Annotated in this window: 12 protein-coding genes and 2 riboswitches; of the genes, 5 read left to right on the forward strand and 7 right to left on the reverse strand. The window is 66.8% G+C overall.

The genetic code is table 11. The features are described 5' to 3' along the window. Positions 1–181: 181 nt before the first annotated feature. Positions 182–499, forward strand: a complete 318-nt coding sequence (locus J7U46_RS09135; RefSeq protein WP_282825047.1) for a hypothetical protein — start codon at positions 182–184, stop codon at positions 497–499. Between the two features lie 3 nt (positions 500–502). Here the strand turns inward: J7U46_RS09135 and J7U46_RS09140 are convergent, their stop codons facing one another. Next, entirely contained in the window at positions 503–874 is a 372-nt protein-coding gene (locus J7U46_RS09140; RefSeq protein ID WP_282825049.1) for a YciI family protein, read from the reverse strand. Positions 875–1137: 263 nt separating this feature from the next. On the opposite strand from J7U46_RS09140, the gene J7U46_RS09145 reads away from it, so the two are divergent. Beyond that, positions 1138–4458, forward strand: coding sequence for an amidohydrolase family protein (locus tag J7U46_RS09145; protein ID WP_282825050.1), 3321 nt, complete (start codon positions 1138–1140; stop codon positions 4456–4458). A gap of 47 nt (positions 4459–4505) precedes the next feature. On the opposite strand, the gene J7U46_RS09150 is transcribed toward J7U46_RS09145, so the two are convergent. The 6 genes from J7U46_RS09150 to J7U46_RS09175 all read right to left on the reverse strand — a co-directional run bounded on the left by J7U46_RS09150 (position 4506) and on the right by J7U46_RS09175 (position 10781). Further along, a complete protein-coding gene (locus tag J7U46_RS09150) occupies positions 4506–5507 on the reverse strand; it encodes an NADP-dependent oxidoreductase (RefSeq protein ID WP_282825052.1) in 1002 nt (333 codons plus the stop codon). Positions 5508–5525: 18 nt separating this feature from the next. Continuing rightward, positions 5526–6338: an oxidoreductase gene (locus J7U46_RS09155; RefSeq protein WP_282825054.1), complete on the reverse strand. Its 813-nt coding sequence runs from the start codon at positions 6336–6338 to the stop codon at positions 5526–5528. A gap of 106 nt (positions 6339–6444) precedes the next feature. Then, positions 6445–7050 (reverse strand): TetR/AcrR family transcriptional regulator, encoded by a 606-nt coding sequence (locus J7U46_RS09160; protein ID WP_282825056.1) that lies wholly within the window; start codon positions 7048–7050, stop codon positions 6445–6447. Between the two features lie 104 nt (positions 7051–7154). Next, a complete protein-coding gene (locus J7U46_RS09165) occupies positions 7155–8690 on the reverse strand; it encodes a DegQ family serine endoprotease (RefSeq protein ID WP_282825057.1) in 1536 nt (511 codons plus the stop codon). A gap of 68 nt (positions 8691–8758) precedes the next feature. Next, positions 8759–10111, reverse strand: coding sequence for an ATP-binding protein (locus J7U46_RS09170; protein WP_282825058.1), 1353 nt, complete (start codon positions 10109–10111; stop codon positions 8759–8761). 10 nt (positions 10112–10121) lie between these two features. Further along, positions 10122–10781 (reverse strand): response regulator, encoded by a 660-nt coding sequence (locus J7U46_RS09175; protein WP_282825060.1) that lies wholly within the window; start codon positions 10779–10781, stop codon positions 10122–10124. 54 nt (positions 10782–10835) lie between these two features. Next, a riboswitch (glycine riboswitch) is annotated at positions 10836–10940 on the forward strand. Between the two features lie 9 nt (positions 10941–10949). Beyond that, a riboswitch (glycine riboswitch) is annotated at positions 10950–11058 on the forward strand. A gap of 60 nt (positions 11059–11118) precedes the next feature. On the opposite strand from J7U46_RS09175, the gene gcvT reads away from it, so the two are divergent. The 3 genes from gcvT to gcvP all read left to right on the forward strand — a co-directional run bounded on the left by gcvT (position 11119) and on the right by gcvP (position 15669). Then, positions 11119–12237, forward strand: a complete 1119-nt coding sequence (gcvT, locus tag J7U46_RS09180) for a glycine cleavage system aminomethyltransferase GcvT (RefSeq protein WP_282825062.1) — start codon at positions 11119–11121, stop codon at positions 12235–12237. Positions 12238–12305: 68 nt separating this feature from the next. Then, positions 12306–12680 (forward strand): glycine cleavage system protein GcvH, encoded by a 375-nt coding sequence (gcvH, locus tag J7U46_RS09185; protein WP_282825064.1) that lies wholly within the window; start codon positions 12306–12308, stop codon positions 12678–12680. Between the two features lie 112 nt (positions 12681–12792). Continuing rightward, a complete protein-coding gene (gcvP, locus tag J7U46_RS09190; RefSeq protein WP_282825065.1) occupies positions 12793–15669 on the forward strand; it encodes an aminomethyl-transferring glycine dehydrogenase in 2877 nt (958 codons plus the stop codon). Positions 15670–15714 lie beyond the last annotated feature (45 nt).

The following is a 15714-nucleotide window of genomic DNA, read 5'->3' on the forward strand; positions in this document are numbered from 1 at the left end:
GAGATACTTCGCCGGCAGAGTTCGAGCGACGCCATTCCCAACGGCTCAAAAGTGTCTAGGGAACCCGGGGCGATTCAGCTCCGAAACTGCGACAACAATTCGCCCCACGCAGAACTGGCACTCTTTGTGAATCAACAACTTATGGAGCAGCCTCACGGGGCTAAATGTCGACCCCTTACTCTTGCATGAAATCCTCGATGAGCGCGTCTTCAACTTTGCCCAGGCGGCCCAGCAGCACTTTGCGACCAACGACCTGCTTGTCGTGCTCGACCTCCGGGACGATGCGCCGGAATTGCAAGCCCTGCCGCGCCAGCGCCTGGCCGAGGCGGACGAACTGCCACTGGACGTCCGGCTCAAGCTTGCCCGACCGGCTGCTGATCTCGAGGAAGTCTTGGGATCGCCCGCTCAATCTTTCTGGTTCCTCGTGATCTACGAAGACGAGGACTCAGATTGCGCAGCCATCAATGCCGCCATGCTGGAGCCGCGCGGCCAGGCTTAGCCCTTAAGGGGCCAGATAGAAATCCATGGGGATGAGTTCCACCGCCCAGCCGCCCGCTTCACCCAGCGTAGCGGCCGGGTGCATGGAGGCGATGCGCAGCGCCTCCTCGGGGTTGTCCGCCTCGATGATGAACAGCCCACCGACCACTTCCTTGGACTCGGTGTACGGCCCGTCGCTGATGTGCGTCTTGCCGCCACGCGGCCGCAAGGTACGCCAGTTCTCCAGGTCCCCGAGCGATGCCGACACCAGCACCTTGCCGGTGGCACGCATCTTTTCGTCCAGAGCCGGACATTGGCTGACCAGGGCCTTGACCTCGTCGGGCGCCATGGTGGCGAACTTCTCGGGAGTGAAGTAAGCGAGTCCCAGGTACTTCATGCGGAATTCCTTTTGAACGATTGACCTATGAACGACGGGCCGACCGGCAGGGAATCGACAGGTGCAGGCGCCAACGGGCCGTGCCTGCGGAAAACCCTTGTCTTCATGCCCCCATCCTCCCTGCCCAATGGCCCTGTTCCTGAATCCAGGCTGGGCGCAGTGTAGACAAGGCCGCCCCCTGTCTTTGGTCACACCTGCGTCACGCCGCTATGCTCCGCGCCGACCGTTTCTTTCCACACCTCTCTCACCGAAAGATCCACCCGATGCCTACCTTCGCCGCCATGCGCCACCCGCGCCTGAGCCTGCTGGCCACCGCCCTCATCCTGGGCCTTGGTCAGGCTGCACAAGCCCAGACTGCCGCTCCTGCCGCAGATACCGCCGCCAAGAAGCCGGCCTGGAACGTCAACGCGCCACCCGGACCTGCAAAGACGGTCAACCTCGACACACGCACCGGCAGCTGGATGAGCGTGGACGTGAGCCCCGACGGCAAGACCCTCGTGTTCGACCTGCTGGGCGACCTCTACACGCTGCCGATCGGTGGCGGTGAAGCCAAGGCGCTGACGCATTCGATGGCCTGGGAGCACCAGGCGCGCTGGTCGCCGGACGGCAAGCAGATTGCCTTCCTGTCCGACGCCGCTGGTGGCGACAACGTCTGGGTGATGAATGCCGACGGCAGCAATCCGCGCCAGGTCACCAAGGAAGACTTCCGCCTGCTCAACAACCCGGTCTGGCACCCGAACGGCAAGTACATCCTGGCGCGCAAGCACTACACCGGCACGCGCTCGGCCGGCTCCGGCGAGATCTGGATGTACCACCTCGACGGTGGCAAGGGCCTGCAGCTGAACGAGAAGCCCAACTGGCAGAAGGACCTCGGCGAGCCGGCGATTTCGCCCGATGGCAACTACCTTTACTACTCGAACGACGCCACGCCCGGCCGCGCGTTTGAGTACAACAAGGACAGCAATGGCGAGATCTTCAAGATCTTCCGCCAGGACCTGCGCGACGGCACGACCGAGGCCTTCGTGCAGGGCGCCGGCGGCGCGATCCGCCCGACGCCCTCGCCCGACGGCAAGTACCTCGCCTTCGTGCGCCGCGTGCGCAACCAGAGCACCCTCTTCCTGAAGGACCTGCAAACCGGCCGCGAATTCGCCGCCTGGGGTGAGCTGGAGCGCGACCTGCAGGAATCCTGGTCGGTCTATGGCGTCTACCCCTCGTTCGCCTGGACGCCGGATGCCAAGAACATCGTGGTCTGGGCCAAGGGCAAGCTGTGGCGCGTCGACCCGTTCAAGAGCAGCGCCAGCGAGATCGCCTTCCACGTGAAGGACACGCGTGAAGTGCGTGAGGCGCTGCGCGTGCCGCAGGTCGTGGCACCGGACCAGTTCGACGTGCACCAGCTGCGCTGGGTGCGCGTGGCGCCGGACGGCAAGTCGGTCGTCTACTCGGCCATGGGGCATCTCTATGTGAAGGACCTCGCAGGCAACGGCACGGCCCGCCGCATCACCAAGCAGGGTGAGCATTTCGAGTTCTATCCAAGCTTCTCGCGCGACGGCCGCGAGCTGGTCTATGTGAGCTGGAACGACGAGAAGCTGGGCACGGTGCGCAAGCTGGACATCGCCAGCGGCAAGGAGACTGTGCTGACCACGGCGCCCGGCAAGTACCTGGCGCCGCGCTTCTCGCCGGATGGCAAGAGCGTGGTCTATCTGAAGTCGCGCGGCGGCTTCCTGACCTCGCCCTGGTACGGCATCGAGAACGGCATCTACATCGTCGCGGCCGATGGCAAGGGCCAGCCGCAGCGCGTGGCCAAGGACGGCAATGACCCGCAGTTCGGCGCCAGCAATGACGCGATCTACCTGAGCCGCAGCCAGTCGACCAGCGAGGTCGACAGCGTGCGCAAGCTGGTGCGCGTGGACCTGAAGGATCGCAGCGAGACCGAGGTGGCGCGCAACGAGAACGGCGCCGACTACGCCATCTCGCCGGATGGCCAGTGGCTGGGCTTCACCGAGCGCTTCCATGCCTACGTGACTCCCCTGCCACAGACCGGCAAGCCCATCACCGTGGCGCCCAAGATGGACAGCATCCCGGTGCGGCAGCTGGACGTGAACGCCGGCGAGCAGATGCACTGGTCGGCCGACAGCCAGAAGCTGCACTTCGCCATGGGCGACGAGCTGTTCACCGTGCCGCTGTCGCAGGCCTTTGCTGTCGGTGCCGACGGCAAGACTGCTCCCTACAAGCCGCAGGAGAGCGGCCAGAAGATCGGCTTCAAGGCGACCAGCGACAAGCCCACCGGCAAGATCGTGATCACCGGGGCCCGCATCGCCACGATGCGCGGTGCGGCCGCAGATGAAGTGATCGAGAACGGCGTGATCGTGATCGATGGCAACCGCATTGCCGCCATCGGCAAGGCCGGCGAAGTGGCCGTGCCGGCTGACGCCAAGATCATGGACGCCAAGGGCAAGACCATCGTGCCGGGCTTCATCGACGCCCACTGGCATGGCGGCATGGGCGAGAGCGCGCTGATCCCGCAGCAGAGCTGGGTCAACTACGCCTCGCTGGCCTTCGGCCTGACCACCATCCACGACCCCAGCAACAACAGCGGCGAGATCTTCACGCAGTCCGAGATGCAGCGTGCCGGCCTGGTGGTCGGCCCGCGCATCTACTCGACCGGCACCATCCTGTACGGCGCCAAGACGCCTTTCACCGCTGTGATCAACAGCTACGACGACGCCCTGACCCACCTGAAGCGCATGAAGGCGGCCGGCGCCATCAGCGTCAAGAGCTACCAGCAGCCGCGCCGCGAGCAGCGCCAGCAGGTGATCGAGGCTGCGCGCCAGACCGGCATGATGGTCGTGCCCGAGGGCGGCTCGATGTTCCAGCTGAACATGAGCATGGTGGTCGACGGCCACACCGGCGTGGAGCATGCGCTGCCCATCGCCAAGGTCTACGACGACGTCAAGCAGTTCTGGAGCCAGACGCAAGTCGGCTACACGCCCACGCTGAACGTGGCCTACGGTGGCCTCGATGGCGAGCACTACTGGTACGCCCGCACCGAGGTCTGGAAGCACCCCATCCTCAGCAAGTTCGTGCCGGCCAGCGTGCTGGTGCCGCGCAGCGTGCGCCGCGAGACCGCGCCCGAGGAAGACTTCAACGTCATCCAGGTCGCCAAGACGGCAGCCGAACTGCAGCGCGCCGGCGTGCCGGCCAATATTGGTGCCCACGGCCAGCGTGAAGGCCTGGGCGCGCACTGGGAGATGTGGATGTTCGGCCTCGGCGGCATGAACTCGCTGGAAGCGCTGCGCACCGCCACCATCAACCCGGCCCGTTACCTCGGTCTCGACAAGGACGTGGGTTCGCTGGAAGTGGGCAAGCTGGCCGACCTGGTGGTGATTGACGGCGACGTGCTGAAGGACATCCGCCAGAGCGACCGCATCAGCCACGTGATGATCAACGGCCGCGTGTTCGAGGTGCCCTCGATGAACGAAGTGATCTCGCGCAGCAAGCCGCGCAAGCCCTTCTTCTTCGATGGCTCCGATGCCAAGGGCATGCCGGTCGACATGGAGCTGACCGGCCACGGCCATGGCGACTGAGGCTGTCCTGGCCTGAGTGTCCGAGGGGCCGCCGCGGCGGCCCCTTTTTATTTGACGCGGATGACCACCTTGCCCTTGGCGCGCCCCGACTCGACGTAGGCGAGAGCCTCGGTGGTGGAGGCAAAGGGGAACACCTTGTCGATCACCGGCCGGATGGCACCGGCCTCGACGAGGCTGGTGATCTCGCGCAGCTGGCTGCCGCTGGCCTTCATGAACAGGAAGCGGTAGTCGAGGCCCAGGCTGCGCGCCTTGCGCCGCACGCCCGAGCTCAGCAGCCGGATGACCAGCTTCACGAAGCCCGGCGCCGCGATCTGCTGGCCGAACGCAGGATCGGCCGGCCCCGAGATGGAGACAAGCTTGCCGCCGCGCCTGAGTACGCGCAGCGACTTGTCCAGCGCCTTGCCGTCCTGGCTGTGAAGCACCAGGTCGTAGTCGCGCAGTTGCGCCTCGAAATCCTGCGTCCGGTAGTCGACGACCACATCAGCGCCCAGGCGCTTCACGAGCTCGGCATTGGTCGCGCTGGTGGTCGTGGCAACGTGGGCGCCCAGATGCTTGGCCAGCTGGATGGCGAAGGTGCCCACGCCGCCCGAGCCGGCCTGGATGAACACCTTCTGCCCCTTCTTCAGCTGTGCCACTTCCACCAGCGCCTGCCAGGCGGTCAGGCCCACCAGCGGGAGTGAGGCCGCTTCTTCCATCGTGAGGCCCTGGGGCTTGAGCGCCAGCGAGGCCTCCCGGACCGGAATGAGCTCGGCGAAGCTGCCGATCCGGAAATCATCGGCCCGCGCATAGACCTCGTCGCCCGGCTTGAACCGCCGCACGCCCGGGCCGACCTTCACCACCACGCCGGCCAGGTCGTGGCCCAGGATCAGCGGCATGCGATAGGGCAGGATGAGCTTGAACTCGCCGTCCCGGATCTTGGAGTCCAGCAGGTTGACGGCCGCAGCGTGCACCTGCACCAGCACTTCGTCATCGCGCAGCGCCGGCTCCGGCATCTCGGCCTGGCGCAGCGCGCGCTGTTTCCCATAACCATCGAGGACAAATGCTTTCATGATCTTCTTTCCTTGGGTTCAGGCCTGGAGACGCAGGTCCTTGCGCACGCCGGCATCCAGCACGCGGGCGGGTGCGAAGCGGCGCAGCCATTGCATGCGGCTGGCGAGTCCGGGGGCATAGTGGATCTTGGGGCGCGCTGCCTGCGCCGCCTTCAGCACCATCTCGGCCACCACCTCGGGGCCGTCGGCGCCCACCAGCACTTCCTTCACCCTCCTCTCCACGCCCGCGCGGATCTCGCGGTACACCTCGAGCGGCGCGTCGGGCTGCATCAGGTTCGCCTCGAACGGCGTGTTGATGTAGGCCGGCTCGACCACCGAGACGCGGATGCCCTGCGTGCGCAGTTCGTGGTCCAGCGACTCCGAGTAGCCCGCCACCGCATGCTTGGTGGCCGAATACAGCGCCATGTAGGGCATGGGCAAGAAGCCCAGCACCGAGCCGATGTTGATGATGCGCCCACTGCCCTGGCTGCGCATCTGCGGCACCACGGCGCGGGTCATCCGGACGATGCCGAAGAAGTTGGTGTCAAAGATGGCCCGCGCCTGCTCCAGCGAGCTCTCTTCAGCGCCCGCCGGCGCCAGCCCGAAGCCCGCGTTGTTGACGAGCAGGTCGATGCGTCCTTCGCGCTGCATCAGCGTCCGCACGGCAGCGTCGACCGATGCGTCGCTGCCGACGTCCAGCGGCAGCATCTCGAACGAGGCCCCCCTCGCCGGGGCGCCGCGGCGGCTGGTGCCATAGACCTTGTAGCCGGCCTTGGCCAGCCGTTCTGCCGTGGCCTGGCCGATGCCCGATGAGGCACCGGTCACGAGGGCGATCTTCTGGGGTTCTTTCATGCTGTTTCTCCGTCAATGCGTGGGCTGGGTGAACGAGTCTGCGCGCATTTCGCATGATGTTCGCAATATGTAAAGACGAGCAAATGGGCGGCGTTCATCGCCAAGTTCAGGACGTTGCGGGGAGCAGATGCTTGAGGGCGGCCTCGCGAAGGCCATCGGACAGGGCCGGGTCGTCCACCGCGCGGGCCAGCATCAGGGCGCCGACCATGGTGGACACGGTGACCAGCGCGCGCTCATGGGCCGCGGGCTGCCCCCAGTCGGGCGTCTGCCGGGCCGCGAGGTCGACCATTTCCTTGATGTGTCGGGTGGTCACCCGGCGCACCTCGGCCGCCTGGCGTGAGGATTCGGAACCCAGCGCCGCCAACGGGCAGCCTGCTTCAACCTGCACGAGATGTTCCTTGGACAGGTAGGCCCGCAGCATGGCCTCCAGGGACTTGCCGGGTGGCACGCTCGCCACGACCTCCATGACGGCAGCCGCCGACTCAGCGCAGGCCTGGCCGGCCGCCTCGGCCAACATGGCCTCGCGCGAGGCGAAGTGGGCATAGAAGGCACCGTGCGTCAGGCCGGCCTCCTTCATGATGTCCGCGACACCAGTTCCGTCGTAGCCGCTGCGCCGGATGGCCCGGGCAGCCACAGCGACGATACGCTCGTGCGTTTCTTCCTTGGCCGCAGCTCGGGCGCTGATTTGCTGTTTTCGCATGATGAGCATCATACAACAATTCGGGCGTGGGTGCACGACCCCGTGCCTCCCGTCCAAAAGCAAAAGGCCGGGCCACGTGGCCCGGCCTTGCCGGTTGGGATCTGTTGCCAGAAAACTCAGCCGAGCTTGACCGGCAGGAAGATCTTGTCGCGTCCGCGCTGGACCAGGAGGGCCACTGACTTGCCGCTGTCGGCCACGACCTTGCGCACCTGCTCGACCGAGCTGACCGGCGTGCCATTGATCGCCAGCAACACGTCGCCCGGGCGCACGCCAGCGTTGGCAGCGGGCCCCTGAGCTTCCTGGACCAGCAGGCCTTCTCGGGCACCGCCTTCGCGGCGCTCCTCGGGCTGCAGCGGGCGCAGCGCCAGACCCAGCTTGGGCTGGCCCGTGCCGGCTGCTTCATCCGCATCGGCCAACTGCGCCGGCTTCTCTGAGGCATCGCCCAGCTTGGCGCCGAGAGTTTCACGCTTGCCCTGTCGCCAGATCTCCAGCTTCACCGTCTCGCCCGGCGTGGCTTGGCCGAGCATCGCAGGCAGGTCGCTGGAAGCCACGATGGGCTGGCCATCGAGCTTGAGGATCACGTCACCGGAGCGCAGGCCGGCCTTGGCGCCGGGGCTGCCCTCTTCCACGCTGGCCACCAGGGCACCCTCGGGCTTGTCCAGCTTGAACGAGTCGGCAAAGCCCTGGTTCACGTCCTGGATCACGATGCCGAGGCGCGCATGCTGGGCCTTGCCGCCCTTCTCGATCTGCTGGCGCACGCGGTTGGCCACCTCGATCGGGATGGCGAAGGACAGGCCCTGGTAACCGCCGCTCTGGCTGTAGATCTGCGAGTTGATGCCCACCACCTCGCCACGCGCATTGAACAGCGGGCCGCCGGAGTTGCCGGGGTTGATCGCCACATCGGTCTGGATGAAGGGCACGAAGCTTTCCTGCGGCAGCGCGCGGCCCTTGGCACTGACCACGCCGGCGCTGACGCTGTTCTCGAAGCCGAAGGGCGAACCAATGGCCAGCACCCATTCACCGACGCGCAGGTCCTTGGTGGCGCCGAGCTGCACCACCGGCAGGTTCTTGGCTTCGATCTTCAGCACGGCCACGTCGGTCTTCGGATCGCTGCCCAGCACCTTGGCTGTGAACTCGCGGCGGTCGGTCAGCTTGACCGTCACGTCCTTGGCATCGCGCACCACGTGGGCATTGGTCAGGATGATGCCGTCCGCGCTCACGATGAAGCCCGAACCCTGGCCACGCACCGGCATTTCACGTTGGCCGCCCTGGCCCGGCTGGCCGGGAATCTGGAAGCGGCGGAAGAACTCGTAGAACGGATCGTCCTCGTCGATGGGCATGCGGCGCTGGATGCCGCTGTTCGCCACCTTGGTCGAGCCGGTCACGCTGATGTTGACCACGGCCCCGCCCTGGCGGGCGGCGATGGTGGCGAAGTCGGGCATGGTGAGCGTGGTGGGCGCTGCGGCTGCGGCAGTGGCAGTGACGGGAGCCGTGGTCGCGGCGCTGGCGACCACGGTGTCGCTGCCGCTCACCTTGGTCAACGCGGTCTTGGCACCCTGCATGGCGAGTGCGCCGGTGGCGGCGCCCAACACGCCGGCCGTGGCCAGAGCCCAGACCAAGCGCTTGGCGGGAATCATGCGTTCGACAGTCATTGCATCCTCTCCTTTCAAGGGAAAAAAATGGATGCGATGAACTTTGCAGCGCCGGACTTAGACCTCGCTTAAGACTGCTTCATCAGTGGCAGCAGCACGCGCACGGCCAGGCCACCGAGGCGGCGCGAGCGCTCCAGTTCGAGGGCCGCGCCATGGCGATCCGCAATCGCCTTGACGATGGCGAGGCCGAGGCCAGCGCCCTGCGCGCGCAGCTGGCCTTTGCCGCGGTAGAAACGGTCGAAGACGCGCTCGCGGTCGGCATCGGCGATGCCAGGGCCGCTGTCTTCCACCAGCAGCAGCGCCTGGTCGGGGCCCGCTTGTGAAAGGCTCAGGTCGACACGGCCGCCAGCCGGCGTGTACTTGATCGCGTTGTCCAGCAGGTTGCGCAGCAGGATGCGCAGCGCCTCGGGCTGCCCCGGCACGCTGAGCGCCTGGCTGTGCTCGAGGCCCAAGTCCACGCCCTTGGCGTTCGCGGCATCGCTGGCCTCGACCACGGCCTCACGGGCCAGCGCCTCAAGATCCACCGCCTGCATGGGCAGCGGATCGCGCCCCTCGGCGCGGGCCAGCAGCAGCAACTGCTCGATCAGGTGGCCGGCGCGATCGATGCCGGCCGCGAGCCGCTGCGTGGCCTGCGCCCGGTCCTCCTCAGCGCCGGCGCGCTGCAGCGACTCCAGCTGCAGCTTCAGCGCCGCCAGTGGCGAGCGCAGCTCATGGGCAGCGTCGGCCACGAAATGCTGCTGCGCCTCGAAGGCCGAGCGCACCCGCAGCAAGAGCGAATTCATTTCGCGCACCAGGGGCTGCACCTCGCTCGGCAGCTCATGCTCGGGCACCGGCGTCAGGTCGTCCGGCCGGCGCTGCGCCAGTTGCTCGCGCACGCGCTGCACCGAGCGCAGCGAGGCCCTGACCACCCACCATACAGCCAGGGCCAGCAGCGGCAGCATCAGCGCCACCGGTGCTACGGTGCGAAACGCCAGCTGCCGGGCCATGCGGCTGCGCACCGACAGGTCCTGGGCGATCTGCACCACCTGGTAGCGGGTCTGCATCGAGAACACGCGGAAGCGCTTGCCGTGTGAATCCACATCCGAGAAGCCCAGCACCGCGCGCTGCGGCAGCCACTCCTCGCCAGGCGAGCGGAACAGCGGCGTGCCGGTGAGGCTCCAGACCTGCACCAGGAAGTCGAAGCTCTGGTCCTCTCCCAGCGGCACGCTGACCGTGCCACGGCCCGAGGCCAGGTCGCCACGCAGCGAGAAGGCCATCTGCTGCATCTGGTAGTCGAAGATCTCGTCGGTCTCGGCCAGCGCATTGCGGTAAGCGCTGCCACCCTGCAACAGCGCCGCCAGCGACAGCAACGCGAACAGGATCAACACCAGGCGGTCGCGCAGCGAGCGGGGCATCAGGCCCCAGCGGATCAAGCGGCCCATCGCAGGCCCCTCATTCGCGCGGCACCCTGTAGCCCACGCCGCGCACGTTCTCGATCAGGCCGGCGCCCAGCTTCTTGCGGATGCCATGGATGTAGACCTCGACCGCATTGCTGGAAATCTCTTCCTTCCAGCTGTAGAGCTTGTCTTCGAGCTGCTGGCGCGAGAGCACCAGGCCCGGCCGCGCCAGCAGCGGCTCCAGCACCGCCCATTCGCGCGAGGACAGCGTGACCGGCTTGCCCTCCAGCAGCACCTCGCGGCTGGCCGGGTTGATGCTCACGTTCTTGTGGCTGTAGATGGGCTCGGCCCGGCCCTGGGCCCGCCGCAAGAGCGCGCGGATGCGGGCCAGCAGCTCGTGCAGCTCGAAGGGCTTGAGCACGTAGTCGTCGGCGCCGGCATCCAGGCCGGCGATGCGCTGCTCCACCGCATCGCGCGCCGTGGCGATCAGCACCGGCATGGCCTGCTTGCGGGCCCGCAGCGCGCGCAGCACACTCATGCCGTCGCGCTTGGGCAGGCCGAGGTCCAGCAGGACGAGATCGTAGGGTTCGGTCTGAAGGGCGGTGTCGGCCAGTTCGCCGTCGCGCACCCAGTCGACCGCATAGCCTTCCGCGCGCAGCAGCTCGAGCAGCTGCTCGCCGATCATCGAATCGTCCTCGACCAGAAGAATGCGCATGGGCTGTCAATTCTGCATGGTCGGCTTAGGTGGGGCTTAATTCCGTGGCTACAATGCCGCCCGTCAGGAGAGAGTTTCCTAGCGGAAACCGCCGAAGGCGCAGAAGCATAGGTTGATCCCACGCTTCAAACGCTCAGGCAAAAGGACTGACAAGACGCCTCCATCGGGGCGTTCCTCACTGGAGAGAGGCGGGTCTTGAATCCGTCCACTGAAGGGGCAAGTTGCTGGCGAGACGCCGGCGGCGAATCTCTCAAGTACCAAGGACAGCGAGGGCACTTCCCCCACCCCGGCCGTAATCCGGGTGGGATTCAAGAATTGCCCTCGAAAGCGCCCGCTCATGTCCTCCGCCGATCTTAAGAAGACCCCGCTGCACGCCCTCCACATCGAACTCGGCGCCAAGATGGTGCCCTTCGGTGGTTACGACATGCCCGTGCAATACCCGATGGGTGTGATGGGCGAGCACAAGCACACGCGCGCTTCAGCAGGCCTGTTCGACGTTTCCCACATGGGCCAGGTGCGCCTCGTGGGCGCTGGCGCTGCAGCCGCGCTCGAGACCATCGTGCCGGTCGACATCGTCGACCTCGGCCTGAACAAGCAGCGCTATGCACTGTTCACCAATGATCAGGGCGGCATCCTCGACGACCTGATGGTCTGCCGCCGCGCCGACGACCTCTTCGTCGTCGTCAACGCGGGCTGCAAGGAGCAGGACATCGCCCACATGCAGGCCAAGCTGGCCGGTCACTGCGAGGTCATCCCCATGCCCGAGCAGGCCCTGCTGGCCCTGCAAGGCCCGCAGGCCGTGACCGCCCTCTCCCGCCTGAACCCGGGCGTGGCCACCCTGACCTTCATGACCGGCGGCTCCTTCGAGCTCGACGGCATCCCCACCTTCCTGACCCGCTCCGGCTACACCGGCGAAGACGGCTTCGAGATCTCGGTCCATCAAGACCAGGCCGTGGCCCTGGCCCGCAAGCTGCTGGCTCAGCCCGAAGTGGCGCCCATCGGCCTTGGTGCCCGCGACTCGCTGCGCCTGGAAGCCGGCCTCTGCCTCTACGGCCATGACATCGACACCACGACCAACCCGGTCGAAGCCTCGCTGACCTGGGCAATCCAGAAGGTGCGCCGCGCCGGTGGCGCCCGTGCCGGCGGCTACCCGGGCGCCGCCGTGATCGACCAGCAACTGGCCAACGGGCCGAGCCGCAAGCGCGTGGGCCTGGTCGGCAGCGAACGCATGCCGGTGCGCGAAGGCGCCAAGATCGTCACCGCCGACGGCACGGAAGTCGGCGTGGTCACCAGCGGCACGCTGGGCCCCACGGTCAACAAGCCGGTGGCCCTGGCTTATGTGAACATCGCCCACGCGGCCCTCGGCACCGAGCTGTTTGCCGTCGTCCGCGACAAGCGCACGCCGATGACGGTGTCGAGCACGCCGTTCACGCCGAATGGTTACTACCGCGGTTGAATCGCGGCTGATTCGCGGTTGAACCTGACTCTTTCTCTTTCCCTCATCCGACCAACACGGAGCACTCCATGAGCATCAAGTACACGCCCGACCACGAGTGGGTCAAGATCGAAGCCGACGGCATCGTCACCGTGGGCATCACGGTCCACGCGCAGGATGCGCTGGGTGACGTGGTCTTCGTCGACCTGCCCGCCGTCGGCGCGAGCTTTGCCGAGAAGGAAGTGGCCGGCGTGGTCGAGTCCGTGAAGGCGGCCGCCGATGTCTACATGCCGGTGGACGGCGAGATCACCGAGGTCAACGAAGGCCTGCGCGACGATCCCTCGCTGGCCAACAGCGACCCGCTGAACGCCGGCTGGTTCTTCAAGGTCAAGCTCAGCAACCCGGCTCAGCTGGACGGCCTGATGGACGCCACGGCCTACGACGAGCTGGTCAAGAACAGCTGATCAGTTTTGCAAGCGGGCACTCGGTGCCCGCTGTTTTATCGCCCGGGGAACCGGGCCGCCCAAGATTTCGCGCCCCCGGCCACGAACCGGTTGGCGCCCAAGGATTGCCGCCATGCTGATGTCTGCCCTGAAGCCGCTCGCCGAGCTCGAGAACGCCGCTGAATTCCAAGCCCGCCACATCGGCCCCGATGCCGCCGACGAAGCCGCGATGCTGTCGGTGATCGGTGCTGCTTCGCGCCGTGCGCTGATCGAAGCCATCGTGCCCACCAGCATCAAGCGCTCGGTCGGCATGGACCTGCTGCCCGTCGCTTCCGAAGCCGCCGCACTGGCCGAGCTGAAGAAGGTGGCCGCGCAGAACCAGGTGCTGAAGAGCTACATCGGCCAGGGCTACTACGACACGCTGACGCCCGGCGTCATCCTGCGCAACATCCTCGAGAACCCCGCCTGGTACACCGCCTACACGCCCTATCAGGCCGAAATCTCGCAAGGCCGCATGGAGGCCCTGGTCAACTTCCAGACCATGGTCTGCGACCTGACCGGCATGGCCATCGCCAACTCCTCGATGCTGGACGAAGCCACCTCGGCCGCCGAAGCCATGACCCTGGCCGCCCGCGTGGGCAAGAGCAAGAGCCAGGTCTTCTTCGTGGCCGACGACGTGCTGCCGCAGACGCTGGAAGTGGTGCAGACCCGCGCCAAGCCGCTGGGCATCACCGTGCAGGTGGGCCCGGCTGTGGACGCTGGCAAGACCGAGTGCTTCGCCGCGCTGGTGCAGTACCCGGCGGTGAGCGGCGAGATCCGCTCGCTGCAGCCCATTGCCGACGCCGTGCACGCCCAAGGCAGCCTGCTGATCGCCGCGACGGACCTGCTGGCCCTGACGCTCCTGAAGTCGCCCGCCGAGCAAGGCGCCGATATCGCTGTCGGCACGACCCAGCGCTTCGGCATGCCCATGTGCAACGGCGGCCCGCACGCCGCCTTCATGGCCTGCAAGGACGAGTACAAGCGCAACCTGCCGGGCCGCCTCGTTGGCGTTTCGGTGGACGTGCATGGCCACCCGGCCTACCGCCTGGCGCTGCAGACCCGCGAGCAGCACATCCGCCGCGAGAAGGCCACGTCCAACATCTGTACCGCCCAGGTGCTGCCGGCCGTCGTGGCCAGCATGTACGCGGTCTACCACGGCCCGCAAGGCCTGAAGCGCATCGCCCAGCGCGTGGCCAGCTACACGGCCATCCTGGCCGAGGCCCTGGGTGACCGCAAGGGCAATGGTTTTGCGTTCGACACGCTGACGATCAGCACCGGCGACAAGACGGAAAGCATCCTGGCCGCCGCCGTCAAGGCCGGCATGAACTTCCGCCGTGCCTCCAGCACCAGCGTCTCGATCTCGCTGGACGAGACCACGACGCGCGCCGACCTGGCGGCCATCCTGGACGTGTTCGGCAAGTCGCTCGACCTGGCCACGTTCGAGAAGGGCGTCGCCTCGCTGATCCCGGCCGAGCTGGCCCGCACGAGCGAGTACCTGACGCACCCGGTCTTCAACACGCACCACTCGGAAACCGAGATGCTGCGCTACATCCGCGCACTGTCGGACAAGGACCTGGCCCTGGACCGCACGATGATCCCGCTGGGTTCGTGCACGATGAAGCTGAATGCGACCAGCGAGATGATCCCCATCACCTGGCCCGAGTTCGCTGGCGTCCACCCGTTCGCCCCGCACGACCAGCTCAAGGGCTACGCGCTCTTGAACGATCAGCTGACCGCATGGCTGTGCCAGGCCACCGGCTATGCCGGCATCTCTCTGCAGCCGAACGCCGGCTCGCAGGGCGAGTACGCCGGCCTGCTGGCGATCAAGGCCTTCCATGAGGCCCGCAACGAAGGCCATCGCAAGATCTGCCTGATCCCCGAATCGGCCCACGGCACCAACCCCGCCTCGGCCCAGATGGTTGGCATGCAGGTGGTGGTCACCAAGTGCGACAAGGAAGGCAACATCGACCTCGTGGACCTGAAGGCCAAGTGCGAGCAGCACAGCGCCAACCTGGCCGCGATCATGATCACCTACCCCTCCACCTATGGCGTGTTCGACACCCATGTGAAGGAAATCTGTGCCCTGGTGCGCTCGCATGGTGGCCGTGTCTATGTGGACGGCGCCAACATGAACGCGCTGGTCGGCGTGGCCGCGCCGGGTGAGTTCGGCGGCGACGTGAGCCACCTGAACCTGCACAAGACCTTCTGCATCCCGCACGGCGGTGGCGGCCCGGGCGTCGGCCCGGTCTGCGTGGTCGCCGACCTCGTGCCGTACCTGCCCACGCACCGCTCGGCCGGCTATGTGAGCGAGACGGCCATCGGCGCTGTGTCTGCCGCGCCGCTGGGCAATGCCGCCGTGCTGCCGATCTCGTGGATGTATGTCCGCATGATGGGCGCCGAAGGCCTGACCGCCGCCACCGAAGTGGCGATCCTGTCGGCCAACTATGTGGCCGCGCGCCTGGCCGATGCCTACGACATCCACTTCAGCGGCAACATCGCCGGCGTGAAGGGTGGCGGCGTGGCGCACGAGTGCATCCTCGATATCCGCCCCTTGAAGGACGCTACGGGCGTCGGCGCCGAAGACGTGGCCAAGCGCCTGATCGACTACGGCTTCCACGCACCGACGCTGAGCTTCCCGGTGGCCGGCACGCTGATGGTCGAGCCGACCGAGAGCGAATCCAAGTACGAGTTGGACCGCTTCTGTGACGCGATGCTGGCCATCCGCGCTGAGATCGCGCAAGTGGAGGCCGGCACCTGGACCGCCACCGACAACCCGCTGGTCAATGCGCCGCACACGGCCGAGAGCCTGCTGAAGACCGAGTGGACGCATGGCTACAGCCGCGAAGTCGCCGCCTACCCGGTGGCCACGCTGCGCCGCCAGAAGTACTGGTCGCCAGTGGGCCGTGTGGACAACGTCTACGGCGACCGCAACCTGGTGTGCTCCTGCCCGCCGATGTCCTCGTACGAGTAAGCCGGCCGGTCTGATCGGTTGAAGCGGTCGCGGAGACCGCCCGCA

Origin of the sequence: Pelomonas sp. V22, from assembly GCF_030014915.1 — a bacterium.
Taxonomy (GTDB): Bacteria; Pseudomonadota; Gammaproteobacteria; order Burkholderiales; family Burkholderiaceae_C; genus JAUASW01.